Origin of the sequence: Nocardioides szechwanensis (genome assembly GCF_900103935.1) — a bacterium.
GTDB lineage: Bacteria > Actinomycetota > Actinomycetes > Propionibacteriales > Nocardioidaceae > Nocardioides > Nocardioides szechwanensis.
Genome location: NZ_FNIC01000004.1, coordinates 151133 through 176599, shown reverse-complemented (window position 1 = coordinate 176599; position 25467 = coordinate 151133). Strand labels below are relative to the sequence as shown.

The 25467-nt window shown below is 71.9% G+C and carries 24 protein-coding genes; 9 read left to right on the top strand and 15 right to left on the bottom strand.

The window, feature by feature from the left end:
- Positions 1-99 precede the first annotated feature (99 nt).
- The 4 genes from BLR90_RS11540 (at position 100) to BLR90_RS11525 (ending at position 5316) form a co-directional block, all read left to right on the top strand.
- Positions 100-633 (top strand): PadR family transcriptional regulator, encoded by a 534-nt coding sequence (locus BLR90_RS11540; RefSeq protein WP_091025365.1) that lies wholly within the window; start codon positions 100-102, stop codon positions 631-633.
- Positions 630-2630: an NADPH-dependent 2,4-dienoyl-CoA reductase gene (locus tag BLR90_RS11535; protein ID WP_091025364.1), complete on the top strand. Its 2001-nt coding sequence runs from the start codon at positions 630-632 to the stop codon at positions 2628-2630. The genes BLR90_RS11540 and BLR90_RS11535 overlap by 4 nt, the downstream gene beginning before the upstream one ends.
- A gap of 191 nt (positions 2631-2821) precedes the next feature.
- Positions 2822-4006, top strand: coding sequence for an aminotransferase class I/II-fold pyridoxal phosphate-dependent enzyme (locus BLR90_RS11530; protein ID WP_091025363.1), 1185 nt, complete (start codon positions 2822-2824; stop codon positions 4004-4006).
- Positions 4003-5316 (top strand): UDP-glucose dehydrogenase family protein, encoded by a 1314-nt coding sequence (locus BLR90_RS11525; protein WP_218029506.1) that lies wholly within the window; start codon positions 4003-4005, stop codon positions 5314-5316. The genes BLR90_RS11530 and BLR90_RS11525 overlap by 4 nt, the downstream gene beginning before the upstream one ends.
- A gap of 16 nt (positions 5317-5332) precedes the next feature.
- Here BLR90_RS11525 and BLR90_RS11520 read toward each other — a convergent pair whose 3' ends face one another.
- Positions 5333-5866, bottom strand: coding sequence for a GNAT family N-acetyltransferase (locus BLR90_RS11520; RefSeq protein ID WP_281245391.1), 534 nt, complete (start codon positions 5864-5866; stop codon positions 5333-5335).
- 39 nt (positions 5867-5905) lie between these two features.
- Positions 5906-7132: an HNH endonuclease signature motif containing protein gene (locus BLR90_RS11515; protein ID WP_091025361.1), complete on the bottom strand. Its 1227-nt coding sequence runs from the start codon at positions 7130-7132 to the stop codon at positions 5906-5908.
- Between the two features lie 225 nt (positions 7133-7357).
- Between BLR90_RS11515 and BLR90_RS11510 the strand changes: the two genes are divergently transcribed.
- On the top strand, positions 7358-7666 hold the full coding sequence (locus tag BLR90_RS11510; RefSeq protein ID WP_091025360.1) for a hypothetical protein: 309 nt from the start codon (positions 7358-7360) through the stop codon (positions 7664-7666).
- Positions 7667-7691: 25 nt separating this feature from the next.
- On the opposite strand, the gene BLR90_RS11505 is transcribed toward BLR90_RS11510, so the two are convergent.
- From BLR90_RS11505 to BLR90_RS11480, 6 genes are all read right to left on the bottom strand, one after another.
- Positions 7692-9182, bottom strand: coding sequence for a glycosyltransferase family 2 protein (locus BLR90_RS11505; RefSeq protein ID WP_143016195.1), 1491 nt, complete (start codon positions 9180-9182; stop codon positions 7692-7694).
- Positions 9183-9285: 103 nt separating this feature from the next.
- The gene (locus BLR90_RS11500) at positions 9286-10206 is read right to left on the bottom strand and encodes a glycosyltransferase family protein (RefSeq protein WP_091025358.1); all 921 of its coding nucleotides are present in this window, start codon (positions 10204-10206) and stop codon (positions 9286-9288) included.
- Positions 10203-11273, bottom strand: a complete 1071-nt coding sequence (locus BLR90_RS11495) for a sulfotransferase family protein (protein ID WP_091025357.1) — start codon at positions 11271-11273, stop codon at positions 10203-10205. The genes BLR90_RS11500 and BLR90_RS11495 overlap by 4 nt, the downstream gene beginning before the upstream one ends.
- Positions 11274-11307: 34 nt before the next feature.
- Positions 11308-12939 (bottom strand): glycosyltransferase, encoded by a 1632-nt coding sequence (locus tag BLR90_RS11490; RefSeq protein WP_170254370.1) that lies wholly within the window; start codon positions 12937-12939, stop codon positions 11308-11310.
- Positions 12936-14672 carry a hypothetical protein gene (locus tag BLR90_RS11485; protein ID WP_091025355.1) on the bottom strand — a complete coding sequence of 579 codons (1737 nt, stop codon included), beginning with the start codon at positions 14670-14672 and terminating at the stop codon, positions 12936-12938. Before BLR90_RS11485 ends, BLR90_RS11490 begins: the two co-directional genes overlap by 4 nt.
- Positions 14673-14748: 76 nt before the next feature.
- Entirely contained in the window at positions 14749-16095 is a 1347-nt protein-coding gene (locus tag BLR90_RS11480; RefSeq protein ID WP_091025354.1) for a GH1 family beta-glucosidase, read from the bottom strand.
- Positions 16096-16110: 15 nt separating this feature from the next.
- Between BLR90_RS11480 and BLR90_RS11475 the strand changes: the two genes are divergently transcribed.
- Complete coding sequence (locus BLR90_RS11475) at positions 16111-16779, top strand: pirin family protein (RefSeq protein WP_170254369.1); 669 nt, start codon at positions 16111-16113, stop codon at positions 16777-16779.
- A gap of 22 nt (positions 16780-16801) precedes the next feature.
- Here the strand turns inward: BLR90_RS11475 and BLR90_RS11470 are convergent, their stop codons facing one another.
- The 4 genes from BLR90_RS11470 to BLR90_RS11455 form a co-directional block, all read right to left on the bottom strand.
- A complete protein-coding gene (locus tag BLR90_RS11470) occupies positions 16802-17392 on the bottom strand; it encodes a sigma-70 family RNA polymerase sigma factor (protein WP_091025562.1) in 591 nt (196 codons plus the stop codon).
- Positions 17393-17398: 6 nt separating this feature from the next.
- Positions 17399-18169: a PAQR family membrane homeostasis protein TrhA gene (gene trhA, locus BLR90_RS11465; RefSeq protein ID WP_245715267.1), complete on the bottom strand. Its 771-nt coding sequence runs from the start codon at positions 18167-18169 to the stop codon at positions 17399-17401.
- Between the two features lie 112 nt (positions 18170-18281).
- A complete protein-coding gene (locus tag BLR90_RS11460; protein WP_091025351.1) occupies positions 18282-18995 on the bottom strand; it encodes a GAF and ANTAR domain-containing protein in 714 nt (237 codons plus the stop codon).
- Positions 18996-19037: 42 nt separating this feature from the next.
- Positions 19038-19760, bottom strand: a complete 723-nt coding sequence (locus BLR90_RS11455; RefSeq protein WP_143016194.1) for a GAF and ANTAR domain-containing protein — start codon at positions 19758-19760, stop codon at positions 19038-19040.
- 171 nt (positions 19761-19931) lie between these two features.
- Between BLR90_RS11455 and BLR90_RS11450 the strand changes: the two genes are divergently transcribed.
- The gene (locus BLR90_RS11450; protein ID WP_091025349.1) at positions 19932-20540 is read left to right on the top strand and encodes a helix-turn-helix domain-containing protein; all 609 of its coding nucleotides are present in this window, start codon (positions 19932-19934) and stop codon (positions 20538-20540) included.
- A gap of 37 nt (positions 20541-20577) precedes the next feature.
- Here BLR90_RS11450 and BLR90_RS11445 read toward each other — a convergent pair whose 3' ends face one another.
- The 3 genes from BLR90_RS11445 to BLR90_RS11435 are packed head-to-tail and all read right to left on the bottom strand — an operon-like array spanning position 20578 to position 23294.
- Complete coding sequence (locus tag BLR90_RS11445) at positions 20578-20763, bottom strand: hypothetical protein (protein WP_091025348.1); 186 nt, start codon at positions 20761-20763, stop codon at positions 20578-20580.
- Positions 20764-20796: 33 nt separating this feature from the next.
- On the bottom strand, positions 20797-21717 hold the full coding sequence (locus tag BLR90_RS11440) for a diacylglycerol/lipid kinase family protein (RefSeq protein ID WP_091025347.1): 921 nt from the start codon (positions 21715-21717) through the stop codon (positions 20797-20799).
- Complete coding sequence (locus tag BLR90_RS11435) at positions 21714-23294, bottom strand: FAD-binding oxidoreductase (protein WP_245715266.1); 1581 nt, start codon at positions 23292-23294, stop codon at positions 21714-21716. The genes BLR90_RS11440 and BLR90_RS11435 overlap by 4 nt, the downstream gene beginning before the upstream one ends.
- A gap of 17 nt (positions 23295-23311) precedes the next feature.
- Here BLR90_RS11435 and BLR90_RS11430 point away from each other — a divergent pair, with 17 nt between their 5' ends.
- Positions 23312-23911, top strand: a complete 600-nt coding sequence (locus BLR90_RS11430) for a TetR/AcrR family transcriptional regulator (protein WP_091025346.1) — start codon at positions 23312-23314, stop codon at positions 23909-23911.
- Positions 23908-25464: a glycerol-3-phosphate dehydrogenase/oxidase gene (locus tag BLR90_RS11425; protein WP_091025345.1), complete on the top strand. Its 1557-nt coding sequence runs from the start codon at positions 23908-23910 to the stop codon at positions 25462-25464. The genes BLR90_RS11430 and BLR90_RS11425 overlap by 4 nt, the downstream gene beginning before the upstream one ends.
- Positions 25465-25467 lie beyond the last annotated feature (3 nt).

The window sequence follows — 25467 nt, the reverse complement described above, 5'->3', positions numbered from 1 at the left end:
GTGGTGTTCGTGCATCTGGTGGACCACGGCGTGACCCTTGCCACGTCCGATCATCTCCGAGGATTGCAACTCGTTGCATAGGCATGCCACGATCGGCGCATGGCCCTCGAACACGCGCTGCTGGTCGCCCTGCGCGAGCAGCCCGCCTCGGGGCTGGACCTGGCCAGGCGTTTCGGCCGGTCGATCGGCTTCTTCTGGAGCGCCACGCACCAGCAGATCTACAAGGTGCTCGGCCGGATGGAGTCCGACGGCTGGGTCGAGGCCACCGAGGTGTCGCAGTCGGGCAAGCCCGACAAGAAGGTGTACGACGTCACGCCGGCGGGGCGTGCGGCGCTGGCTGCCTGGCTGGCCGAGCCGACGCCGACCCACGCGCTGCGCAGCGACCTCGCGGTCAAGATGCGCGGAGCGTCGTTCGGCGACCGCGAGGCCGTGCTGGACGTCGTACGCGCCAACCTGGCCGACCACCACGTGCGGCTGGACCACTACCGACAGCTGATGAAGCGCGACTACCCCGACGGGAGCGGCGCGCTCGCCGGGCTCGACCTCGACCAGTACCTCGTGCTGCGCGGCGGGATCCTCACCGAGGAGACCTGGGTCGCCTGGCTCACCGAATACCTGGAGGCTCACGCATGACCACGAACGCCTATCCCCACCTGCTGTCCCCGATCACGCTGGGACCGCTCGAGCTGCGCAACCGCGTGGTGATGGGCTCGATGCACACCGGGCTCGAGGACCGGCGCCGAGACATCCCCGACCTCGCGGCCTACTTCGCCGAGCGCGCCCGTGGCGGTGTCGGCCTGATCATCACCGGCGGCTACGCGCCCAACAAGCGCGGCTGGCTCAAGCCGCTCGCCTCCGAGATGACCACGCGGCTTCAGGCGATGCGGCACCGCGAGGTCACCGACGCCGTGCACGCCGAGGGCGGCGCGATCGCGATGCAGGTGCTGCACGCGGGTCGCTACGGCTACCACCCGTTCAGCGTCTCGGCGTCGTCGAAGAAGAGCCCGATCACCCCGTTCAGGCCCAGCGCCCTGTCGACGCGCGGCGTCGACCGGACCGCGACCGACTTCGCGAAGTCCGTGGCCCTCGCGGTCAAGGCGGGGTACGACGCCGTGGAGATCATGGGCTCTGAGGGCTACCTGATCAACCAGTTCCTCGCGGCCCGCACCAACGACCGCACCGACGCGTGGGGCGGCTCGGCCACGGCCCGGATGCGCTTCCCGCTGGAGATCGTGCGCCGCTCGCGCGAGCTGGTCGGCGCCGACTTCCCGATCGTCTACCGGATCTCGCTGCTCGACCTGGTCGAGGGAGGGCAGACGTGGGACGAGGTGCTCGAGCTGGCCGCGTCGCTGGAGGAGGCCGGCGTGACGGTGCTCAACACCGGCATCGGCTGGCACGAGGCCCGGGTGCCCACGATCATCACGCAGGTCCCGCGCGGCGCCTGGCGTTCGGCGACCGCCCGGCTCAAGGCAGCGGTGTCGGTGCCGGTCTGTGCGTCCAACCGGATCAACACCCCCGAGCTCGCCGAGGAGATCCTCGCCGCCGGAGAGGCCGACCTGGTCTCGATGGCGCGGCCGCTGCTGGCCGACGCGTTCTTCGTCTCCAAGGCCGCGGAGGGCCGGGCCGACGAGATCAACACCTGCATCGCCTGCAACCAGGCCTGCCTCGACCACGTCTTCCAGAACCGCAAGGCCAGCTGCCTGGTCAACCCGCGCGCCTGCCGCGAGCTGACCCTGACCCTCGCGCCGACCCGCCGGGCCGCCGCGGTCGCCGTCGTCGGCGCCGGCCCGGCCGGGCTCGCCGCCGCCGTGTCGGCCGCCGAGCGTGGGCTCGCGGTCACCCTCTTCGAGAAGTCCGCGACCCTCGGAGGCCAGTTCCGGCTGGCGATGGCGGTGCCGGGCAAGGAGGACTTCGCCGACACGCTGCGCTACTACACGCGCCGGCTCGAGGTGCTCGGCGTCGAGGTGCGCCTCGGCACCGAGGCCACCGCGGCCGACCTGGCGTCGTACGACGAGGTGGTGGTGGCCACCGGTGTCGTGCCGCGGGTCCCCGACTTCCCCGGAGTCGACCACCCCAAGGTCGTGTCGTACGCCGACGTCCTGTCCGGCCGCGTCGTCCCCGGGCAGCGGGTCGCGGTCGTCGGCGCCGGCGGCATCGGCGTGGACGTCAGCGTCTGGCTCACCCACGACCCGGCCGAGGACCTCGACGACTGGATGTCGCACTGGGGCGTCGGCGACCCGTCGCTGCACCCGGGCGGGCTGACCGAGCGCAAGCCCCGCACCCCGCTGCGCGAGGTGACGCTGATCCAGCGCAAGACGACCCCGATCGGCATCGGTCTCGGCAAGACCTCCGGCTGGGCCCACCGCGCCGTGCTCAAGCAGTCGGGGGTGGTCCAGGTGAGCGGCGCGACGTACGACCGCGTCGACGACGCTGGCCTCCACCTCACCGTCGACGGCGTCACGCGGGTGCTCGACGTGGACCACGTCGTCCTGTGTGCCGGCCAGGAGTCGGTGCGCGACCTGTACGACGAGCTGCCCGGCTCGCACCTGATCGGTGGCGCCGACGTCGCCGCCGAGCTCGACGCCAAGCGCGCGATCGAGCAGGGGACGCGGGTGGCAGCCGCGCTGTAGCCGGTCCCGGCGGCTAGTGCCCCGTGTCCGAAGTTCTTGCGCGCTTCGCGCGCCCATGGCACGCACCTCGCTTCGTTCGCGACGCTCAACAGACGACCAGGTATGCCTTCGCGCCGCCGCCTTGCGAGGCCCACACCCTGAGTACGCCAAACACCCAACTACTTCGAACACGCGGCACTAGCGTCACGAGCGTGATCCGCGACCTGACCGACGACGAAGCCCGCCGCGCCCTGGTGCTCAAGTGGGGCATGGCCGACGCCGACGTGCTGCCGGCGTGGGTGGCCGAGATGGACTACGCGCTCGCGCCGCCCGTGGCCGAGGCGCTGACCGAGGCGATCGCGATCGGGATGACCGGCTACCCCCGCTTCGAGATGGGCGGCGAGCTCGGCCAGGCGTACGCCGGGTTCGCGCGGCGCCAGTTCGGCCACGAGGTCGACCCCGAGCGGGTGATCCCGGTGGTCGACGTGACCGCCGGGGTGCGGGTGGCGCTCGACGTGCTGTCCGACCCGGGTCCGATGGTGATGCCCGGGCCGGCGTACGCCCCTCAGCTCGACGTCGCGCAGGTGACCGGGCGCGAGCGGGTCGACCTGCTGCTCGACCCGGACGCGGAGCGGGCCGAGCTCGACCTCGACCGGCTCGACGCCCTGTTCGCGCAGGGCGCCCGCACCCTGCTGCTGACGCAGCCGCACAACCCCTGGGGCCGGGTGTTCACCCGCCAGGAGCTCGAGGGGGTCCGCGACGTCGTGGTGCGCCACGGCGCCCGGGTGATCTCCGACGAGATCCACGCGCCACTGGTGCTGGGCGGCGGGACCCACGTCTCCTACCTGGACATCGACGGCACTGCCGACCACGCGGTCGCGGTCGTCGCCGCGTCCAAGGCCTTCAACACCGCCGGCCTGCGCTGCGCCCAGATCATCAGTGCCGACGCCGAGACCCACCGCCGCCTGGTCGACGTGCCGATGGTGCGCAACGACTCGTGGTCGCCCCTCGGCGTGGTCGCCGCGATCGCGGCCTACACCCAGGGCGACGCCTGGCTCGACGCCCTGCGCGCGGCTGACCTCGCAGCGCGACCTGCTCGTGACCCTGCTGGCCGAGCACCTGCCGGACGCGCGGATGCGACCGCTCGAGGCGACGTACCTCGCCAGGGTCGACCTGCGCGCCTACGGCCACGACGACCCGGCGGCGGTGGCGAAGGAGCGCGGGCGGGTCTGGGTCTCGCCCGGGCACGACTACCAGCCGGGCCTCGGCGGACACGTGCGCGTCAACATCGCGACCTCGCCGGAGCGCCTGACGGAGATCGTTCGCCGCCTGGCCACCTCGCTAACCTGGCCTCACCCCGGCGTGGCCACCGCAGGCTCCTAGACTCGCGAGCGTGAAGATCACGGTCATCGGCTGCGGCTACCTCGGAGCGACCCACGCGGCCTGCATGGCCGAGCTCGGCTACGACGTCCTGGGCGTCGAGGTCGACGAGCGCAAGCGCGAGCTGCTCGCGGCCGGCAAGGTGCCGATCTACGAGCCCGGCCTCGAGGACCTGCTCGCCAAGCACGTCGCGTCCGGCAAGCTGCGGTTCACCGACTCGATGGAGGAGGCGGCCGCGTTCGCCGACCTGCACTTCGTCTGCGTCGGCACGCCCCAACTGCCCGACAGCATGGGCGCCGACGTGTCCTACGTCGAGGCCGCCGTCGCCTCGCTCGCGCCCCACCTCACCCGACCGTCGTACGTCGTCGGCAAGTCGACCGTCCCGGTCGGCACCGCCGCGCGGATGTCGGCCCTGCTCGCGGAGCTCTCCTCCGTGGGGGAGAAGGCCGAGCTGGTGTGGAACCCGGAGTTCCTGCGCGAGGGCTTCGCCGTCAAGGACACCCTCGAGCCCGACCGGATCGTCCTCGGCGTCGCCAGCGAACGCTCCGAGAAGGTGCTGCGCGACTTCTACGCACCGATCCTCGCCACCGGCACGCCGCTGGTCGTCACCGACTACGCCACCGCCGAGCTGGTGAAGGTCTCCGCCAACGCGTTCCTCGCCACCAAGATCTCCTTCATCAACGCGGTCTCCGAGGTGTGCGAGGCCTCCGGCGCCGACGTGGTCGACCTCGCCGACGCGATCGGCCACGACGCCCGGATCGGACGCCGCTTCCTCAACGCCGGCATCGGCTTCGGCGGCGGCTGCCTGCCCAAGGACATCCGCGCGTTCGTGCACCGCGCCGGCGAGCTCGGCGTCGAGGACGCGATGACGTTCCTGCGCCAGGTCGACGACATCAACCAGCGTCAGCGCCAGCGCGTCGCCCAGATCGCCACCGCGATGCTCGGCGGCAGTGTCTCCCGCTCCCGGATCGGTGTCTGGGGTGCCGCCTTCAAGCCCGACAGTGACGACGTCCGCGACTCCCCCGCGCTCAACATCGCCGGCCGGCTGCACCTGCGTGGTGCCACCGTCACCGTCTACGACCCCAAGGCCAACGAGACCGCCCGCGACCGTTTCCCGACCCTGGAGTACGCCGACTCCGCCGTCGACGCCGTCCGCGACGCCGACCTGGTGCTGCACCTCACTGAGTGGCCGGAGTTCCGCTCGGTCGACATCGCCGAGGTCGGCGCCGTCGTACGCCGCAAGCAGATCCTCGACGGCCGCAACCTCCTCGACCTCCCGGCCTGGCGTGAGGCCGGCTGGACCGCCCGGGGCCTCGGGCGCCGCTGAGGCGCCGACTTGTCCGTCACCCCGCTCGACTCGCCCGGCTCAGCTCGTAGCGCACGTCGTCCTTCTGGGGACTAGCGCCCAACGGGGTCATGCCCAGCTTCTCCAGCACCCGCTGGGAGCCCGCGTTGGCCGCGTTGGTCGACGCCAACACACGCTGGATGTCGGGGCAGCCGAAAGCCTGCGCGACCATGGCTCGTGCGCCCTCGGTGGCCAGGCCCCGGCCCCACGCGGACGCAAACAGCCGGTGGCCGATCCCGGAGATCTCGGGACGGCCCTCGAACGACGACGCCGACCACCACCCCAAGAACGTGCCTTGCTCGAACCCGGCCCAGTAGCCGAGCCCTCGCGCCGGGTCTGACTGACGCTCCAGGCGTCGCCGCCACTCCACCCGCGTCTCCTCCGCCGTCGCGGCCCGGCCTCGGATATAGGTCATCACTCTCGGGTCCGCGTTCAGCGCGACCATCAGGTGGAGGTCAGTCGCCTGCACCGCCCGAAGCTCGACGCGTTCGGTGAACAGGGCAGGCAAGAACGGTGGTTCGGGTGATCCCACCCCGTGACCCCAAGCGGCACGACGACAATCATTGGCGGCCTACTCGCGCTTGTTGAAGGCAACTTTGCCTTCGGGGCGGTGAGCGAGCTCATAGTCCTGGTGGTGGGCCAGGGTGTGGTGCCGCGGGCAGAGGAGCACGCCGTTCTCGACTGAGGTGCCGCCGCCCTGAATCCAGGGGATCAAGTGATGCGCGTGGCACCAGGAGCCGGGGCGTTCGCACCCCATTGCGGCGCAGCCCTTGTCCCTGACCGCGAGCGCGATCCGTTGGGCCTTGGTGTGGAAGCGGCGTCTGCGGCCGACGTCGAGGACCTCGGACCTGCCGCCGAGGACGACGGGGATGACACCGGCTTCGCAGGCGAGCTTCCTCGCGAGGCCGGGGCTGATCCTGGTGCCGGTGTCGAGCTGCGCGGCTTTGAGCCCACCCATCAACGTCTCCAGGGTCATGGTGACCACGACCGTGGCGGAGACGCCGCCTGCGGTGGGGAGCTTGTCTTCGGGGTAGCGGCGGACGTACTCGGCGAACGCGAGCCCCATGCCGTGCGGGGAGAGACCTTCACCGCCGGCCTTGCGCGAGGCGATCGCCTGGACCGCTTTGCGCAAGGTGTCGGCGACCTCGGTGGGCACGGTGAACCGGCCATGGGTCTGGCCGTGGCCGTCGTCGTGCATGGTGAGTCTGGCGGCCTGCTCTGCCGTCTTCTCTTCGGCGGCGAGCTGTCTGGCTTCTTCGTCCTCGCCGACCTCGGGGGCGACGACGTCGAGGATCCGTCGGCCCTGGATCCGCAGCGCGCGGGCGTCGTAGTGCGCGGCGGCTTCGAGGAGGTAGTCACGTGCTCGAGTGCGGACGTCCGACTGGACGGTGTCGGGCAACGCGCCGACGGAGTCGGTGATTGCCCGGGCCTGGTCGACCAGGACGTCACCGCCCGCAAGAGCCTCACCGACGGGTTCGTGGGCCTCGAGTGCTTTGGCGAGCTTGATCTTGCGGTGCGCCTCGGCCTGGGTCATCCGGGTGTGGTTGGCCCACCACACCCCCGCCGAGGTGGCACCGGACGCGTCACCGACCTGGTTGCGGTCGGCGTGGGCGGCGACCTTCAGCTCGAGGGCGCTGAGACGCGCGAGGAGCCGGGTCGCCTCGACCAGAGTGTGGCGGGTTTCGTCGTCGCCCATCGACCACATCGGGCGCTCGCCGATGTGATCGAGCTCGTCGTGCATGCGCGCCACGAACGAGGCAACCGGGTGCCTCGGTGTGTGATCGGCGCTGATGCTCATGACACCTACTCAAGCACCAGGCACCGACAGTCACGGGGCTCAGAACCCCTCATCCACAAGGGTTTCGTAAACTCTCTGAGACTTTACCTTTGGTGGTTTCGAGGCTCGTCGCTGGCGCTCCTCGCACCTCAACCACCGTCGGACAGTCCGCCATGAAAGCGAGCTGAGTCACTTGTCACAGCCATCAGCCGGTTGGCAGAGCCGTGGCCGGGCAGGCTTTGCTGCATGACCTCCACCGCGACGACAGACCCCGTCACCGCTCGTCCGAGCTCCGCCTCCTGGTGGTTTCGGGCCGCGGACGGGCGGCTGACCCTGTGGGAGTGGCCCAACCCGGCGCTGTGGGTCTGGCTGGTCACGCTGGTGCTCGGATGGTTCGATCTGTCGGCCACGCACGCGAGCACGGTCGACGGCATCCATCGCGGAGCGCTGGTGGTGTGGGCACTCGACGAGGCCGTTCGTGGCGCGAGCCCGTTCCGGCGCATCTTGGGCGCGGTGGTTCTCGTCGCTCAGATCGCGATGCTCTTCCTTGGCTGACCCGCCAGCACCGAGAAGAGGGACGCTACGGCAGGTCCTCGGGACCGATCTCCATGAGCCGGGAGGGCACGAACCCGTCCCAGGTGCGCTGGACGCGTGACGGGTCGAGCAGGTAGGCGAGGTCGGCGTCCCAGGTGTGGCCGGTGGGATTGCGGCGCAACAGGTAGCCGAGGCTCTGGGTCCGGAAGATGGCAGCACCGGCGGCCGTGACCGAGGCGAGCAGCTGGGCGTCGACGAACTTGCGTACCGAGCGGAAGCCACCGACCTCGCGCAGCAGGGCCCGCTCGACCATCATCGTGCCGCCGGCGACGAAGCTCGCGTAGCACTCGACGGGGTGCCCGCGCTTGACCGTCAGGTCCTCGCCGGACAGGTAGTGCAGCTCGGCGGCCATGCCGACGAGCTCGGCGCCGCTGTAGGCACGGGCGCGGAGGAGGTCCGCGACGACGTCGGGGCCGTACCAGTCGTCGTCGTCCATCTTCAGCAGTACGTCGCCACCGGCGGCGCGGCACGCCGCGTCGAGCACGTCGCCGAAGGCGACTCTCTCCGGCTGCGGCAGCACCTGAAGTGCCACGCGAGGAGGCAGCAGCCCGCGCACCAGATCACCGTCAGGCGAGAACCCGTGCGGCGCGAGCACCAGTTCGAGCGACTCGACGCCGCGCTGCTTGGCGACCTGGCGCAGCGCGAACTCCACCTGCTCCGGACGCCGGGTGGCGAGCACGATGCTGACCGCAGCCTGCGCCGCCACAGGTACGTCGGTCTCGTCACCGAGGGTGCGGCGCGCGGCGAGGGTGGAGAACCGGTCGAACGCCAGCCGGCGCTGGACGATGCTGTGCTCCTCACGCGCGAGCGCATCGGACAGGTCGACCGAGGCCGTGAGAGCCGCAGCGAGGTCGGCGTCGAAGAGCCCGGCCGGCACCTCGGATGCCAGCAGCGGCACCCCCGCCAGCGCCAGCCCGGCGACGACAGCGGCCGCCTCGGCGCCCTCCCACGACACCTCCACCGCAGCAGCGGAGCGCAGCGCAGCGACCAGCCCCTCCGTCACCCCGTCAGCGAGGTCCAGCGACGACAGCGACACGACCGGCCCGTCGGCAAGCGGGTCGAACCCGATCGGGTTGACCACGCGCTCGTCGTACGGCCCGATCACCCGAGCACCAGGAGGCGACACGACATCGAGAGCCACGCCGTCGGGAGGCGAGTCGAGCCCCGCGACCCACACACCCCGGTTGCCCACGCGGTCCGGCCACACGGCCTGACGCCCCAGCTCGGCCACCACGCGGCCGACGTCGACCGGCTTCTCGAACCGGAGCACCGTCAGCCAGCCACCATCAACGCCCCGGGCACGAATCCCTTGCAGGGCAGGCCATTCGGGCCGGGGCACCAGGGTCAAGGCCCCCTCGCCCGCCGACAGGAAGATGCCGACGACAGCGGACCGCAACCCGACGGCGAGCGACAGCGAACGCAGGTCTCCCCGGTCACGAAGCGACACCAGCACGCGGTCGTACCGACCAGACGACACAGAGGCGGAGGCGGAGGCAGAGGCAGACAAAGAGGTGACCAGCAACGCCGAGTCCGGCGACTGGTCCAGGAACTTCCGGACCGCCTCGGGAAGAGCCGGAGCCTCAGACATCGATCCGGCCGCGGCGCTGCACGAGCGGCCGCGGCGCCTGGGGCAGCCACGTGTTGGTGACGTAGTCGATGATGTGCACCCCGGCCGGCGCCTCGATCCGCACCACGCCGGGCACGTCCTCGCCGCGGCCCTCCTTCAGCGCCCGGTAGACCTCGAGCTCGCGCAGCTTGCGCGGCGCCCGCGAGGCGTCGAAGTCGTCCAGGCTGGTCCAGTGCGCGAACTCGTCGGAGTCGAGCCACTTCAGCTCGACGCACAGCCCCTCCGGCGCGACGATCCGCTCGGAGCTGCTCGGGAACTCCCGCACCTCCCACTCGAAGGCCTTCACGAACGTGAACTCCGGGCCCATCGGGTAGACCCACGGCTCCAGGAACCGGAAGCCCAGGTCGATCCAGGCCACCGACTCGCTCTCGATCGACAGCGGGTGCCGCGGTATCGCCACCACCGCGTTGGAGTCCTCGAGCTGCCACGACAGGTCGGCCAGCAGCGCCACGCCCTCGCGGGTGAGCACCATGTCGCCGTCCCACTTCATCGAGTACGACGTCTGCACGTGCGCGAACGACCAGTTGTAGAAGTGCGTCAGCGAGTGCACCGAGTCGGGCGGTGTGGCGAGGTGCTCGGCGCCGGCCCGGCTGACCCGGAAGGGGTACGTCGTCGACGTCAGCCGGTCGGTCGCGCCGACCTCCGCGGCCACCCGCGCCGCGACCTCGGGGGTGCCGTCGTCGGACTGGTTGTCGACCACGACGACGTGCTGCACCGCCTCGAACATCGGCGGCAGCACCCACGGCAGGTTGCGTGCCTCGTTCTTCACGCGGAAGACGCAGGTGAGCCCCATCGGCAGCTTCCGCTCCTGCCACGCCCACCGCACGTCGTACGACGGATCCCCTTCAGCACAAGGGATGTCCGCGTCCTTCATCGTTCGCGGCCGAGCGCCTTGCGGAGACCGCGGCGGGCGCTGGCCGGCACCATGGCGCGTACGGCGTGGGGGATCCGGTCGGTGCTTCGACGGGCGACCGGGGAGGCCGGCATCGGCTGCTGGGCGAGCCCGTCACGGTGGGCCGCCAGCGCGGTCGACTGGGCGATCGCCTCGGCCTCGTCGTAGAGGTCGGCGTAGGCGGCGCGCAGCTCGTCGAGCGCGGCATGGGTGTCGGGGTTGTCGCCCCCGTCGTCGGCGAGCCGGTCGAGGTGCTGCCAGGACTCCTCGGCGATCTCACGCAGCCGCGGAGGCACCTCGACGTCGTCCCAGGTGAGCTGGACCCGACGGAGCGAGGGGTCGATGAACGCGTGCACCGCGCGGATGTCGTTGGCCGACGCCGCCTTGACCGCGTCGAGGTCGAAGGCCTGGCCGACCCCGAAGACCGGGACCGTCCAGTCGGTGAGCAGGTCGTGGTAGCGGACGAAGGCCCGCGCCGACCCGCGGGTCGCCCGCTCGGTGTGGAGCATCATGTTGACCCACGCGGCGGTGCGGTTGACCTCGCCGAACTTGGACGCGTAGTACTTCTGCTTGCTGCCCACCACCTCGGTGACCGGGCGCAGCATGGTGACGTACGCCGGCGTCGCGTCGCAGCGCATCGCGGCCGAGCGCCACAGCCCCATGAACCACGCCAGCCGCGGGTCCTTGATGACAAGCTCAGGCCCGCCCTCGGCGAACTGCGACTCCAGCCACGTGTGCAGCCGCGCGCGCAGCGGCTCGAGGTTGGCCAGCTTGCCGGCCTCGAACCACGCCTGCGGCCGCGAGTCGGAGACCTGGACGTTGCAGCGCCGGAGCAGCTCGTCGTGGAAGTCGACGACCCACTGCGGCTCGCCGAAGCCCTTCGGGTTGGTCTCGTCGGCCGCGACCTCGGGCTGCGGGACGTGCATCCCCAGCGTCTGCAGGGCTCCGCTCATCGTGCTGGTGCCGCTGCGGCCCGAGCCGACGACGAAGACCACACGCCGCTTGGCCGGCAGGACCTCTGCCGTCGAGATCTGGGGGGTGGTCGACATGGGCGACAGCCTACGGCTCACGCTGGGTCAGGGTTCAGGCGCCGCGCAGCCGCGACCCGAGCCGGCCCAGCAGACCCGCAGCAGGCGCCGTGGGCTGCTCCTCGGGTGCCGACTCGCCCGCGCCCGCCGGGCGTGGGGCCTGCTTCTTCGGCTTGCCGGCCGGCGGCCCCGACGACGTGGGGGCGACCAGCTCCCACGCCTCGTCGACGCTGAGCCGCGGCCCGCCCTGCTGCCGGTAGTGCGGGACAGAGCGGTCGGCCGACGACACGAAGCCCGCCTCCCCAGCCTCGACCCACCAGGTGCCGTAGACCTCGTCGATCACCGCGTCCAGGTCCTCGTCGGCACCCGCCACGCGCCGGGCGCGTTGTACGGCGGCCGTGCGCTCGAGCCGCGCGGACGAGCCGTCGGGCATCATCACCTGGCGCAGCCCGTGGTGCGTGCGCTCCACATGCATGACCAGCGCGGTGAGCGCTTCGGGCAGCGGGCACCACGACGCGTCGCCGAGCGTCAGCCGGAACATCGCCTCACACCGGCCCGGAGGCAGCTCCGACAGCAGCCGCACGCGGGGCTCACCCTGGTAGGCCGCCTGGACCAGCCGCTCGGCCAGCCGCGGGTCGGTGAGCGGAGACCGCCGCTCGTCGGACAGCGTCGACCAGTCGCCGAGCAGGACGACCGAGAGGTCGGAGAGCGTGGAGGCGAGCACCGCGTCGACCGTCGTGACCACGCGGTGGTGGTCGGTCTCGCCACGGACGTCGAGCACGACCTCGACGTACGGCACGGAGTAGAGGCGGCCGAGGCGGCGCTTGGGCCGCATGTCGGGCACCCGGTCGCAGAGGTAGGGGTCGTTGTGGTCGTTGACCTTCTCGCGCTGCTCCATCACGTGCGTGAAGCCGAGGTGCCAGCTGCGGGCGGCGCGGTCGGGCACGAACACCGCGCCCACCTCGGCGAGCCGGTAGCCGAGGTCGATGTCCTCGCCGAGCTTGAGCATGGTGCCCATGCCGCCGCACTCGTCGTACAGCGCGCGGTGCAGCGACCCGGTCGCCCCGACGTGCGCGCGCTGGGCCCTGGGCCCGGCGCTCTTCAGGTCGTCGGTGCGCTGGTGGACCTGCTCGACCCAGTCGTGCGGGAGCCAGTCCTGGCCCTCGAAGTAGGCCTCGGTGCGGCCCTCGGCGACCGCCGCCCGCACCTCCGCCGGCGACGCCGCGAGCAACGCGGCCGGGTCGACGAACCACTTGTGGCCGAGCACGACGGCGTAGTCGAGCAGGTGGTGCCAGCGCAGCTGCGCCTCGACGTGGTCGCGCTCGACGAGCATGTCGGCGTCCAGCCAGTGCACGACGTCGCCGTCGCTGGCCAGGGCACCGGTGTGGCAGGCGTTGGCCCGCCCCCAGCCCTCGGTCACCGGCACGATCCGGGTGCGCTCGGGGCGCACCTCCGGCAGCTCGAGCGGGCCCGGACCGTCGTCGGCGACGACGACCTCGAGCAGGTGGGCCGGGTAGGTCTGGGCGGCCAGGCCGGCCAGCACGGTGGGCAGCAGCCGCTTGGCGTCGTACGCCGGGATCACCACGCTCACCGACAGCGTCGGCGTCCACGCACCGAGCTCGGGCGGCGTCAGCGAGCCCCAGTCGTTGCGCCGCACCCGCGGCTGTCCAGTCATGGGGCCGGTCATCGGGGCGCCTCCCACGCGTCGTGCTCGAGCAGCTGGCTCGGTCGGAACCCGTGCCACTGGTGCACCAGGCTCTTCCGGCTCAGAAAGTAGCCCAACCCGGTCTCCCATGTGTGCCCGGAGGCGGTACGCCGGAGCGTGTAGCCGAGCCCGTGGGTGCGGTAGATGGTGCCGCCCGCGGCCAGCACCGAGCCGAACAGCTGGAGGTCGACGTGCGCGCTGACCCGCCGGAAGCCGCCGATCCCGCGCAAGACCGACCGGTCGATCATCGTCGTACCTCCGGCGGTGAACGTGCCGAACGCCTCGGACGCCCCACGGCGGCGCACGGTGGTGTCGATCGGCTGGAGGTAGACGAACTCCGCGGGCATCCCGACCAGCGTGGCGCCGCTGTAGCGGCGGGCCAGCAGCAGGTCACCGAGGACGTCGGGGCCGTACCAGTCGTCGTCGTCCATCTTCACGACCACGTCGCCCGACGCCGCGTCGGTCGCGGCGCGGAGCACGTCGCCGAAGACCGTGTCGGGCGCGAACGTCAGGACGGTGTGGGCCCGCCCGCCGAGCAGCTCGGCCACCCGGCCCGGGTCGGGTGACCAGCGGTGCGCGGCCAGCACCAGCTCGACCTCGGCGCCCGGCAGGGTGAGCCGCTGCTTGGCGACCTGGCCCACCGCGAAGTCCAGGAGGTCGGGCCGTCGGGTCGCGAGCACCACGCTCACCGAGGGGTACGCCGCGTGGCGGGCACCGGCGCGCGCGGCGAGGCGCCCGCGCCAGGCCAGCGTGGAGTGGTCGGTCAGGGCGGCGCGGCGCAGCCGCACCGAGTGCTCCTCACGGCGCAGCGGGTCGTCGAGGTCGACCGGCGCGGTGAGGGCGGCGGTGACGGCCTCGCCGAGCGCGGCCCGGGTCTCGTGGCGCGGCGGGTCGGCGACCAGCGGGACGCCGCTCATCGCGAGCCCGGCCACCGTCCGCGGGTCGGCGGGCCAGGTGACCCGCACCCCCTGGTGCGGGCGCAGGTCGCGGACCAGGCCGGAGGTGAGCGGCCGCGCGAGGTCGAGGTCGGTCACACCCTCGGACCACGTCTGCTGGAAGCCGTGCGGGTTGAAGACCGCCTCGTCGACGGGACCGACGGCGAGGTCGCCGGTCTCGGCCACGACGACCGGCCCGCGACCGGTGACCGGAGACTCCTCCAGCGCGGCGACGGTGTCGCCGCCGACCCAGACCTCCGCGGGCGTCTTCGCCTCGGCGTCGTACGACGTGGCGGCCGTGACGTCGGCGGGGGGCACCGCGGCGCCGGGGGCCAGCGCGGTGAACACCCCGTCGTTGCCTGCGGTGACCGGCAGCGCGCAGCCCCGAGCGAGGGCGGCGAGCACCTCGTGAGTGGGCACCCGCGAGGAGAAGCGCGCGATCGTGACCGCCCCGCCGGCGGGGGTGGTGCGGGCGTCGAGGCCGGCCAGGCTCGCCCAGCCGGGCCGGACGGCCAGCGGCACGACGCCGGGGGACTCCGCGAGCAGCAGCGCCACCACGCGCGACCACGGCTGCGCACCGAGCCCGGTCACCAGGCGGCGCAAGGCAGCAGGGTCGCGGGCGACGACCAGCGTGGACACCGGCCGCTCGACCGGCTCGCTCGCCCCCGTGTCCGTGATCATCAGGACCGGGCCCCTGAGGTCGGCCGCCGTTCGCTCGATCAGGTCCGCGAAGGCAGCGTCGACGGCGGGAGCAACGGCGGGAGCAACGGCGGGCAGCATGGTCCGCCTAGTCTCGCACCGCCACGCTCACGGTGGTTGAGGTGCGAGGAGCGTCAGCGACGAGCCTCGAAACCCGTCAGTCGTGGGCGGGCTGCGCGGCGATCATGTCGGCGTACCACTGGAAGCTGCGCTTCGGCGTGCGGACCAGGGTGTCGTAGTCGATGTGCACCAGGCCGAAGCGCTGGGTGAACCCCTCGGACCACTCGAAGTTGTCCATCAGCGACCACGTGTAGTAGCCGCGCACGTCGACGCCACGCTCGATCGCGGTCGCGATCGCCCGCAGGTGGGCGTCGAGGTAGTCGATGCGCTGCTGGTCGTCGACGACGCCGTTGGCGTCGGGACCCATGTTGTAGGCGCACCCCGACTCGGTGATCATGATCGGCGGCAGCGCCGCGCGGAACCGGGCGCGGAACATGATCAGCCACTCGCGCAGCGCGTCGGGCACGATCGGCCAGCCGAAGTCGGTCGTCGGGTAGCCCAGCAGCTCGCGGAACTCGAACGGCATCTCGGCGTCCTCGGGGGCCGCGCCGATGCGCATCGGGTTGTAGTAGTTGACGCCGTAGAAGTCGAGCGGCTGGCGGATCGTGGCCAGGTCGCCGTCCTTGATGACGTCCTCTAGCAGTGGCTGGAGGTCGACGGGGTAGCGCCCGAGCAGCATCGGCTCCAGGAACATGCCGTTCCACATGGCGTCGAAGAGCTTGGTCGCGCCGACGTCGGCGGCGTCGTCGCTGGCCGGCCACATGGGGGCGTGGTTGTTGGCGCAGCCGACGCTCGCGGCGCCCGCGGCCCGCAGCGCGATCGCCGCCCGGCCGTGCGCGACGTTGAGGTGGTGGGCGACCGGTAGCCCGTCGAACATGAGGACCTTGCCCGGCGCGTGGAAGCCGATGCTGTAGCCCATCATCGAGACCACGTTGGGCTCGTTGATCGGGATCCAGTGCTCCACGCGGTCGGCGAAGCGCTCGCCGAGAATGGCGGCGTAGTCGGCGAACCGGTCGATGGTCGACCGGTTGAGCCAGCCGCCGTCGTCCTCGAGCGCCTGCGGCAGGTCCCAGTGGTAGAGCGTCGCCATCGGCTGCTGGCCGCTGGCGAGCAGCGAGTCGATCAGCCGGTCGTAGAAGTCGAGGCCCTTCGCGTTGGCCGCACCGGAGCCGGTCGGCTGGATGCGCGGCCACGAGATCGAGAACCGGTAGCCGCGGGTCCCGAGCTGCTTCATCAGCGCGACGTCCTCGTCGTGCCGGTGGTAGTGGTCGCAGGCCACGTCGCCCGTGGAGCCGTCGATGATCTTCCCGGGGGTGTGCGCGAACGTGTCCCAGATGCTCGGGCCCTTGCCGTCCTCGGTGGCCGCACCCTCGATCTGGTACGACGCCGTGCTGGTCCCGAAACGGAAGCCGGGTGGGAGCTGAGGGAACCGCTGATCGGACACGGCACAATCATGCCTGTGACTGTGAGTATCCGCCGGAGTTCCGCGCGCTTCGTCGATCGGGGTGCCGGACGGGTGACCCACCACGCGTTCGCTTTCGGGTCCCACTACGACGCCGAGCACGTCTCCTTCGGCCCGATGGTGTGCCACGACGACCACCTGCTCGGCTCCGGCCGGGGCTTCGACGAGCACCGCCACGCGGACCTCGAGATCGTCACCTGGGTGGTGGCCGGTGCCCTCGAGCACCGGGACTCCTTCGGGGGGCGGACGGTGGTGGAGGCGGGCTCGGTCGCGGTCCTCTCGGCCGGCTCCGGGGCGTCGCACTCCGAGCACGCCACCGTCGACGGCCCCGCGCGGTTCATCCAGGTGTGGCTGACGCCCGAGTCCCCCGGCGCCGACCCGACGTACGCCGTCGACCGGCCTGCGCTGCCGCCCAACGAGCTGGTCCAGGTCGCCGCGCCGCGCAGCGACGCGGTGCTGTCGGTGGTCCGGCTCGACGGCCGCTCGTCGGTGACGCTCCCCTCCGCGCCGCGCGTGCACGTCTTCGTCGCCAGCGGCGCGCTGCTCCGCTCGTCGCTCGCCGAGCCGCTCCACCCCGGTGACGCGTTCCTGATGACCGACGAGCCCGAGCACACCGTCGCCGCCGGGGTGCCGACCGAGCTGCTGGTCTGGACCTTCGACGCCTGAGCGACAACCGCAGTGGCAACGGTCACGGCTCGCGCATCACGTCACGCAGTTTGATCAGGCCGTCTCGGATCCGGGTCTTGGCAGTCCCGAGAGGGATCCGACGCAGGCGCGCCACCTCGGAGTGGCTGAGTCCGCCGAAGTACGCCAGCTCGACGGCCTCGCGCTGCAGGGGGGTCAGCTCGGCCAGCGCCGTCTGCACCCGGGACGCCTGGAGCGACGCCGCCACCGCGTCGTGGGTGCGGTCATCCGAAGGCGACTGGACCACGGCGTCCGATCGTTCGTAGGTGGTCTCGCGTGCGATCCGCGAGTGGCTCGCGCGGACCCGTCCGACCGCCTCTCCGTGGACGATCATCAGGATCCAGGAGATCGCGCTGCCCCGGCTGGGGTCGAACCGGGCGGAGTGCCGCCAGAGGTGGAGGTAGGCCTCCTGAGTGACCTCCTCGGCCTGGGCGGGGTCACGAAGGATGCGCTGGGCGAGGCTGTAGGCGCGCACGGCCGTGCCGTCGTACAAGGCGGCGAAGGCCTGCACATCACCACTCGCGGCGAGGTGGAGCAGCTGCGACAGCTCGGCGTCGCGAGTGGTGGGAGTCCAGCGACCTGCGGTGGGGGACACGGCCACTCAGCGCATCGAGTACGTCGCGAGCGAGATCCCGGCGTAGTGGCTGGCGAACGCGAGCACGGTGAAGCTGTGGAACACCTCGTGGAAGCCGAACCACCGCGGCCACGGGTCCGGTCGCTGGAAGCCGTAGACCACCGCTCCAAGGATGTAGAGCACGCCGCCCGCGGCCAGCAGCAGGACGATCGCCCCGCCGACGTGGCCGTTCAGGCGCTGGGCTCCCGCGATCAGCTCGGGCAGGAACAGGACCACGCCCCACCCGCAGGCGACGTACACCGGCGGCGAGAGCCACCGTGGCGCGTCGGGCCAGACGAACCTCGCTGCCACGCCGACCAGGGCACTGGACCAGACGATGACGGTCATGACGGCGCTGTCCCGGCCGTCCAGCAGGAGCAGCGCGTACGCCGTGCAGGAGCCGGCGATCAGCACGAAGATGTTGCAGTGGTCGAGCCGGCGCAGGACCCGCCAGGTCCCCGGTGCCCACGTGCCGCGGTGGTAGGCCGCGGAGACCCCGAACAGCAGCAGGGCCGAGAGGATGAAGACCGCCGAACCCAGCCGCGTCAGGTCGGTCGGCGACAGCACGACCAGCACGACTCCACCCACAGGAGTCAGCGGGACGATCCCGAGGTGCAACCAGCCTCGAAGGCGCGGCTTGACCTCTGCGACTGTCTCACGCAGCTGCGCGGCGACGTGCTCGTGCAGCGGCTGGTGAGCCGACACCCGCGCGTCGTCGAGCGGGATCATCTGGGGGACGGTGAGACGGGAACGATGCATGGCGCGGACTCCGACGGCGACGCTCGGGTTCGGGGCGTGGCTCAGGTGAGGGCTGGTCTCGCGACCAGCGCAGGTGGTGCTCCCAAGTACCCCGCGGTCGTGCGCCCCAAACCTACGGGCGTCCGCCGCCCTCGAGGCCGGCCAGCACCTCGGTGGCGACGTCCACGAGACGCCGGCCCTCGGACCGGGCGCGAGAGCGCATCTGGTCAAAGGCCTCACCCATCGAGATCCCGTGGGCGTGCGCGAGTGCCCCCTTGGCCTGCTCGAGCACGATGCGGCTGTTGAGAGCTCCTTGGAGCTGCTCGGTCAGAGTCTCCGCTTGAGTGAGGCTGCGCTCCTGCAACAGGGCGATGGTGGCGACGTCGGCCAGGGCCTGGACCACCCGGACCTCGTCGGCCTCGAAGCGCGCGTCCTCGGTCCCGAAGAGGTTGAGCGCCCCGATGACCTTGTGACGCAGCCGCATCGGGAAGGCGTGCACTGACTGGAACCCGGCCTCGATGGCGCGCGGGGCGAAGCGCGGCCACCGATCCGCCGCATGGGCGAGGTCAGCGTTGACGACGGGGATGCCCGTGGTCAGGCAGTCGAGGCAGGGGCCTTCCTCGTTCTGGATCTGCAGGAGCTCCAGCATCTTGCCGGACTCGTTGCTCGCCGCCATGAAGCGCACCCGCCCCCGATGGTCGGAGAGCACCAGTCCTACGGCGGCGGCTCCGCTGACCGCGGCGGCCTGGGTCGTGAGGTTGTCGAGAAAGTCCACCACGTCGAAGTCGTCGACGAGCGTGTCGGCCACCCTTACGAAGAACTCGGACAGGTCGGGTGCAGAGATCATGGTCGGGCCTCACGTTTCGTCAACACAACTGTCCCATCGTTTTCACCAGACGTCTTTCGAAGGCATCGCCCGGCCGGCGACGATCTCACCGGCCAGCACGGTGAGGTCCTGCCCCGTGACCCAGGCGTGGGCGCGCATCCGAGCCAGCGCCTCGGCCAGGCTGACACCGAGCTCCACCATCACCATGCCTTGGGCCTGATAGACGTGGGCGTGCGTGTCAAGGGCGGCGCCTAGGCTCCGCGCCAGCTGTCGGTCCCCGGGCGCCGAGCCGTCCAGCAGCAGCTCGGTGGCCACCTCGGAGAAGACGAGAGCGGTGTCCAGGCCGGTCGGGTCGAGACCGGCGGCACGAGCGGGGTAGAGGCCGAGGACGCCGAAGATGGCGGCGCCCACATGCAGCGGGAAGGAGTAGCACGAGAGCACACCGGCCGCCACCGCCTCGGGAGCCCACCCTGGCCAACGCGACAGGCCGCTCTTCTCCAGGTTGCTGACCAGGACGGGACGCCGCGAGACGAACACGTCGGTCGACGGGCCCTCACCCACGCCGAACTGCGTCTCCTCGAGCTCACGTGCCTGCTCCGAGGAGGCGGCGACGACGGCGTGCGTGCCGACGCTCGGCATCAAGGTGGCCGTGGCTCCCCAGAGGTCCAAGTCGTCTTTCGCGGCGCGGCACAGGCGGCCGAGCGACTCCACCACGCCCTGACCATCGCCCGGCTGCTGTCGCGCGACGAGGTCGTCGACGCGTCGACGGGATGCGGCATCTGCCACGGGGCCTGGCTCTCAGAGAACGGCGAAAGTAACTACGCCGTCGGGGTCCGGGGCGACGAGGGATCCGCACTCATCCTAGTCGCACTTGTCGGCAACGCGTACGGTGAAGCAACTTGTCGTCCCGGACCCGGCGGCTCATCGCAGTTGATCCGAACCGGGAGTGCTCTCGACATGTCCTCACATCTTCTGGGCGATCCACCGGAAGCACGCGTCCGTGCCCCCGACGAGAGCGTCCGGCTCTCGGAGCGCGAGCGCGAGCTGCTGGCGCTCATCGCCGAGGGGTGCCTGAACCGCGAGATCGCCGACCGGCTGCAGCTCAGCCACAACTCGGTCAAGAGCTACGTCAGGGCCGCCTACCGCAAGATCGGCGCGTTGCACCGGGCACAGGCCATCAGGTGGTACCTCGAAAACCACGACAGCAGCGTCGCCGCCCACGGTGATGTCGCTCCTGGCCGTTTGCCCCCGGGCAGGCGTACGGTGCACGTGAGTGTCGTCCCGGACCCGACGGCGGAGCCGTCCCGTCCTAGCGGAGGCATTGCCATGAGTCCCGAACCAACAGACCAGCAGCGCGATCCCGGCTGGACACCACCGGACCGGCCGATCGCCGTACTCGTGATGCTCTCCCCGAAGGACGACCGGTCCGTGATGATCGACCTGTCCACCCACCCGTGCGGGCAGCGCATCGTCGACGACTACGCCGCCGGCTCGCAGCTCGTCTCGGCGGACCACCTCCACGAGCAGCCGCTCGGCACCCACACAGACCCGTCGCGACCGGTCTGACCTCGACCCGGTGCCCGGTGAGCACCCACGTCAGCTCTCAGGCCGCGTCCTCCCCCACGATCGGGCTGCGCCCCACCACGAGCCAGACGCCGACAAAGATCAGGCCCAGCGACGCCGCGAACGGCAGCCCCGGTACGCCGGCCACGGCGACCGCGCCGAAGAGCAGCAGCGCGAACCCGCCCGAGAAGGCGCCGAGCCCGCGGGCGACCAGCGCGATGAGCACGTTTGTGCGCGACTGACAATCAGGTCAGTCCGGTCAGGCGATGACGGCGAGCGCGCCCGGGAGCACCTCGACCACGGCCGGAGACTCGGAGAGGCCGGGGAGGGAACCGAGCGCCTCACCGTCACCGCCGACCGGCACCTGACCTCGCCGCGCGTCGGCGGCGACCTCGACCCGGCGGCCGGTGAGCACGGTGACCTCGTCGAGCACGATGTGGCCGCCGTCGTAGACCTTGGGCAGCGAGCGCATCAGCGCCAGCTTCGAGGCGGCCTCGATGACGACCACGTCGAGCAGCCCGTCGTCGAGGACGGCGGCGGGGGCGATGTGCATGCCCTTGCCGTAGTAGCCGGAGTTGGCGACGACGACGTTGGCCGCGTCGTACTCCCGGGTCTCGCCGTCGACGGTGACCCGGTAGCGCGCGGGCTGGTACGTCGCGAGGGCGCGCAGGGCGGCGTAGGGGTACTGCAGCTTCTTGGGCAGCCAGTGCGTCTGGTCGACGATCTCGGCCGCGCGGGCGTCGACCCCGGAGTAGACCGATCCGGCGACGCGGCGCTCGGCCGCACCGGGCGCTGCGAACGACAGCAGGTCGACGCGTCGTACGGCGCCGTCGAGCAGCAGCTGTGCCTGCGCTGCGGGGTCGTCGGGGATGCCGAGCATCCGGGCGAAGTCGTTGCCGCGCCCGGCGGGCAGCAGCCCGAGGGTGCCGCCGCGCAGGGAGACGGCGCCGGCCAGCGACGAGAGCATCCCGTCGCCGCCCACGGAGACGACGACGTCGCCGCGCGCGATCGCCGCCTCGACCAGTGCGTCCATGGCCTTGGGGCCGGGCGAGTAGGTCACGTCGACCGTGGCACCCGCGGAGCGCAGCTGCTGGGCGACCGGCACGACCGCCTCGGGTGCGGCACCGCCACCGGAGGCCGGGTTGACCAGGAACGAGAAGGAACGGCGCTGAGTCGTCATGGAATCAGTACTCCCGGGTTGAGGATCCCGGTCGGATCCAGGTCGGCCTTGACCGCACGGAGCACCGAGCCGCCGAGCTCGCCGATTTCGCGGGTGAGCCACGGCTTGTGGTCGGTGCCGACCGCGTGGTGGTGGGTGATCGTCGCACCGGCGTCCATCATCGCCTCGCTGGCCGCGGCCTTGGCGGTGAGCCACTGCGGCAGCGGGTCGGCCGACTCCTTGGTGGCGACGGTGTAGTAGAGGGAGCAGCCGGTCTCGTAGACGTGCGAGATGTGGCACAGCACGATCGTGCCCTCGCCGAGCGAGGTCTCCAGCGCCTGCTTGACCGAGCGGTAGAGACGGTCGCGGTTGGACCAGAACGTCGCGGTCTCGAGGGTCTCGACCAGGACGCCGACGTCGAGCAGCGAGTCGCGGAGGTACGGCGCGTGGAAACGGCCGTGCGCCCAGGAGCGGCCCGGCTCCTCACCGAGGCAGGTGCCGCCGAGGCTCTCGAGCAGGCCGGTGACCGCGGCGCGCTTGGCGGCGTTGGCCGCGGGCTCACCCTCGTAGCCGGTGATCATCATGCAGCCACCGGTGGACTCGGCTCCGATCTCGTCGGGGCGGGCCAGGTTGAGCCCGGTCTCGGCCTCGTCGGAGAGCCGCAGCACGGTGGGCAGCAGGCCGGACTGCGCGAGCGTGCGCATCGCGTCGGCACCGGCGTCGAAGGACGGCCAGTGCCACCCCTCGTAGACCTTCTCGGCCGGGAGCCTGCGCACCCGGACGGTGACGGCGGTGAGGACGCCGTACGCGCCCTCGGAGCCGAGGAACAGCTGGCGCAGGTCGGGGCCGGCGGCGTTGGCCGGCGAGGTGCCGAGCCGGACCTCGCCGCGCGGGGTGGCGACCCGGAGGCCGACGACGAGCGCGTCGAAGCGGCCGTAGCCGGCGCTCGACTGGCCGCTGGAGCGGGTCGCGGCGAAGCCGCCGATGGTGGCGTACTCGAAGGACTGCGGGTAGTGCCCGAGGGTCAGGCCCTCCTCGGCGAGCAGCGCCTCCGCCTCGGGGCCGCGCAGCCCGGGCTCGAGGGTCGCGGTCATGGACTCGTGGTCGACGGCGAGCAGCCGCTTCATCCGCACCAGGTCGAGGGAGATCAGTCCGGCGTAGCCCTCGCGCCGCGCGACCAGGCCGCCGGTGACACAGGTGCCACCGCCGAACGGGACGACCGCGAGGTGGTGCTCGACGGCGTAGTCGAGGACGGCCTGGACCTGCTCGTGGCTCTCGGGCCGGACGACGGCGTCGGGCGCGTCGCTGAGGTCACCGGCGCGGGCGCGCAGCAGGTCGGGCGTCGACTTGCCGCGGGTGCGCAGGCGTCGGGCGTCGTCGTCGGTGAGCACGTTGCCCTCACCGAGCATGCCCCGCAGGACGTCGACCAGCTCAGGAGCGATGCCCGGAGTGGGCAGGGGCGCGTCGACGACGGTCGGTCGCTCGTCGAGCCCGAACACCATCTCGATCAGGCCGCGGGCCGACTCGGGCAGGTCGGTGGCGCCGTCGGGGTTGCCCCACCGTGTGGGGTGCATCTCGTGCTGCACGTATGCGGTCATGTGTTACAGTGTGACACATGTCGTCACTTCGTAACAACCCCCGAGCGGGCGACCCGAGCGACACCTATCTCGACGCGGCGCGCGACTGCATCCTCGACGTCGGCTGGCGGCGTACGACGCTCACCGAGGTCGCCCGGCGGGCCGGGGTCTCGCGGATGACCATCTACCGCACCTGGACCGACATGGAGACCCTGCTCGGCGACCTGATGACCCGCGAGTGGGGCGGCGTCGTGCAGGCCGCGGTCGCGGCGGAGGACCCCGGCCTGGGCGCCGTCGAGCGGATGGTCGAGGGGATCGTCGGCACCGTGCGCAAGCTGCGCGACAACGAGCTGTTCGTGCGGATCATCGAGCTCGACCCGGAGCTGATCCTCCCCTACGTGCTGTCGCGTCGCGGCCGGTCGCAGGACCTGATCCTCGCCATCACCTCAGACGCCATCCGCGCCGGGCAGGCCACCGGCGACGTCCGCGACGGCAACCCCGTCGCCCTCGCGCGCGGGCTGCTGCTCGCCGCTCACGGCTTCGTCCTGTCGGCCCACACGATGGTCGACGACGAGGTCTCCGAGGCCGAGCTCGACGCCGAGCTGGCCACCCTGCTCACCAGGACGCTGCAGCCATGACTCCCACTCTCATCACCCCCGGCCTCGCCGAGGTCCCCACCGACGTCGACGTGGTCGTCATCGGCCTCGGCGTCACCGGCACCGGTGTCGCGCTCGACGCCGTCACCCGCGGCCTCACCGTGCTCGCCGTCGACGCCCACGACCTCGCGTTCGGTACGTCGCGCTGGTCCTCCAAGCTCGTGCACGGCGGCCTGCGCTACCTCGCCCAGGGGCAGGTCGGCGTCGCCCGCGAGAGCGCCATCGAGCGCGGCATCCTGATGGAGGTCACCGCCCCGCACCTGACCCACGCGCTGCCGATGCTGGTGCCCCTCAACTCCTCAGTCTCCAAGGTGCAGGAGCGGCTCACCCACGCCGGCCTGCTCGCCGGCGACGGCCTGCGCCGCAGCGCCGGCACCGACGAGGAGACGCTGCCGCGCCCACGCCGCCTCACCACCACCGAGGTGATGGTGCTGGCGCCGCCGCTGCGCGTCGCCGGCCTCCGGGGTGGCCTGCTGTCGTGGGACGGTCAGCTCGAGGACGACGCCCGCCTGGTCACGACGATCGCCCGCACCGCCGCGGCGTACGGTGCCCACGTGCGCACGCATGCCCGCGTGCTCACGGCGACCGGGACGTCCGTGGAGCTGCGCGACGAGCTCACCGGCGCAACCCACACCGTCTCCGCGCGGGCCGTCGTCAACGCCACCGGCGTGTGGGCCGGCGACCTGGTCGACGAGGTGCGGCTGCGGCCCAGCCGCGGCACCCACCTCGTGCTGCGCGGCGACGCGCTGCCCGGGCTGACGGTCTCGGTGTTCGCGCCGATCCCGGGCTCGACCAGCCGGTTCGTGCTCGTGCTTCCCCAGCCCGACGGCACGATCTACGTCGGCCTCACCGACGAGCCGGCCGAGGGCGAGATCCCCGACGTACCCCTGCCGACCGACCCCGAGATCGGCTTCCTGCTCGACGTGGTCTCGGCTGCGTTCGAGCGCCAGCTGCGCCGCTCCGACGTCGTCGGCGCCTACGCCGGCCTGCGGCCGCTGCTCGACACCTCGACCGAGGGCGGCGAGCCTGGCTCGACCGCCGACCTCTCGCGCAAGCACGCCGTGCTCACCAGCAAGACCGGCGTGATCACCGTCGTCGGGGGCAAACTGACCACCTACCGCCAGATGGCCGAGGACGCCGTCGACGCCGCGGTGACCGCGGCCGGCCTCGGCGCCGGCGAGTGCCGCACCCGCACGCTGCCCCTGCTCGGCGCCGCCCCGCGGCCGGTGCTGGCCGCGCTGGAGCTGCCCGCCCGGCTCGTACGCCGCTTCGGCACCGACGCCGAGCTGGTGCTCACCAGCGCCCGCGAGGTCTCCGGACTCAGCGATGACGAGCTGCTCGCGCCGATCGCCGCCGGCATCCCGGTCACGCTCGCCGAGCTGCTGTTCGGGGTGACCCACGAGGGCGCCGCCGACGTCGACGACCTCCTCGACCGTCGTACCCGCATCGGCCTCGTCCCCGCCGACCGACCCCTCGCCGTACCCGCCGCCGAACGCGCTCTCGCCCTCGCCGGCCGCACCGTCTGCCCGTCCTAGCCG

What these genes read in the sequence shown, in the direction of transcription:
- BLR90_RS11510 (WP_091025360.1), top strand. Translation starts at nt 7,358, where the DNA reads ATGACCTCCACCGCGACGACAGACCCCGTCACCGCTCGTCCGAGCTCC.
- BLR90_RS11490 (WP_170254370.1), bottom strand. Translation starts at nt 12,939, where the DNA reads ATGACCGGCCCCATGACTGGACAGCCGCGGGTGCGGCGCAACGACTGG.
- BLR90_RS11495 (WP_091025357.1), bottom strand. Translation starts at nt 11,273, where the DNA reads ATGTCGACCACCCCCCAGATCTCGACGGCAGAGGTCCTGCCGGCCAAG.
- trhA (WP_245715267.1), bottom strand. Translation starts at nt 18,169, where the DNA reads ATGCATCGTTCCCGTCTCACCGTCCCCCAGATGATCCCGCTCGACGAC.
- BLR90_RS11425 (WP_091025345.1), top strand. Translation starts at nt 23,908, where the DNA reads ATGACTCCCACTCTCATCACCCCCGGCCTCGCCGAGGTCCCCACCGAC.
- BLR90_RS11500 (WP_091025358.1), bottom strand. Translation starts at nt 10,206, where the DNA reads ATGAAGGACGCGGACATCCCTTGTGCTGAAGGGGATCCGTCGTACGAC.
- BLR90_RS11485 (WP_091025355.1), bottom strand. Translation starts at nt 14,672, where the DNA reads ATGCTGCCCGCCGTTGCTCCCGCCGTTGCTCCCGCCGTCGACGCTGCC.
- BLR90_RS11435 (WP_245715266.1), bottom strand. Translation starts at nt 23,294, where the DNA reads ATGACCGCATACGTGCAGCACGAGATGCACCCCACACGGTGGGGCAAC.
- BLR90_RS11450 (WP_091025349.1), top strand. Translation starts at nt 19,932, where the DNA reads ATGTCCTCACATCTTCTGGGCGATCCACCGGAAGCACGCGTCCGTGCC.
- BLR90_RS11535 (WP_091025364.1), top strand. Translation starts at nt 630, where the DNA reads ATGACCACGAACGCCTATCCCCACCTGCTGTCCCCGATCACGCTGGGA.
- BLR90_RS11515 (WP_091025361.1), bottom strand. Translation starts at nt 7,132, where the DNA reads ATGAGCATCAGCGCCGATCACACACCGAGGCACCCGGTTGCCTCGTTC.
- BLR90_RS11460 (WP_091025351.1), bottom strand. Translation starts at nt 18,995, where the DNA reads ATGATCTCTGCACCCGACCTGTCCGAGTTCTTCGTAAGGGTGGCCGAC.
- BLR90_RS11540 (WP_091025365.1), top strand. Translation starts at nt 100, where the DNA reads ATGGCCCTCGAACACGCGCTGCTGGTCGCCCTGCGCGAGCAGCCCGCC.
- BLR90_RS11440 (WP_091025347.1), bottom strand. Translation starts at nt 21,717, where the DNA reads ATGACGACTCAGCGCCGTTCCTTCTCGTTCCTGGTCAACCCGGCCTCC.
- BLR90_RS11430 (WP_091025346.1), top strand. Translation starts at nt 23,312, where the DNA reads ATGTCGTCACTTCGTAACAACCCCCGAGCGGGCGACCCGAGCGACACC.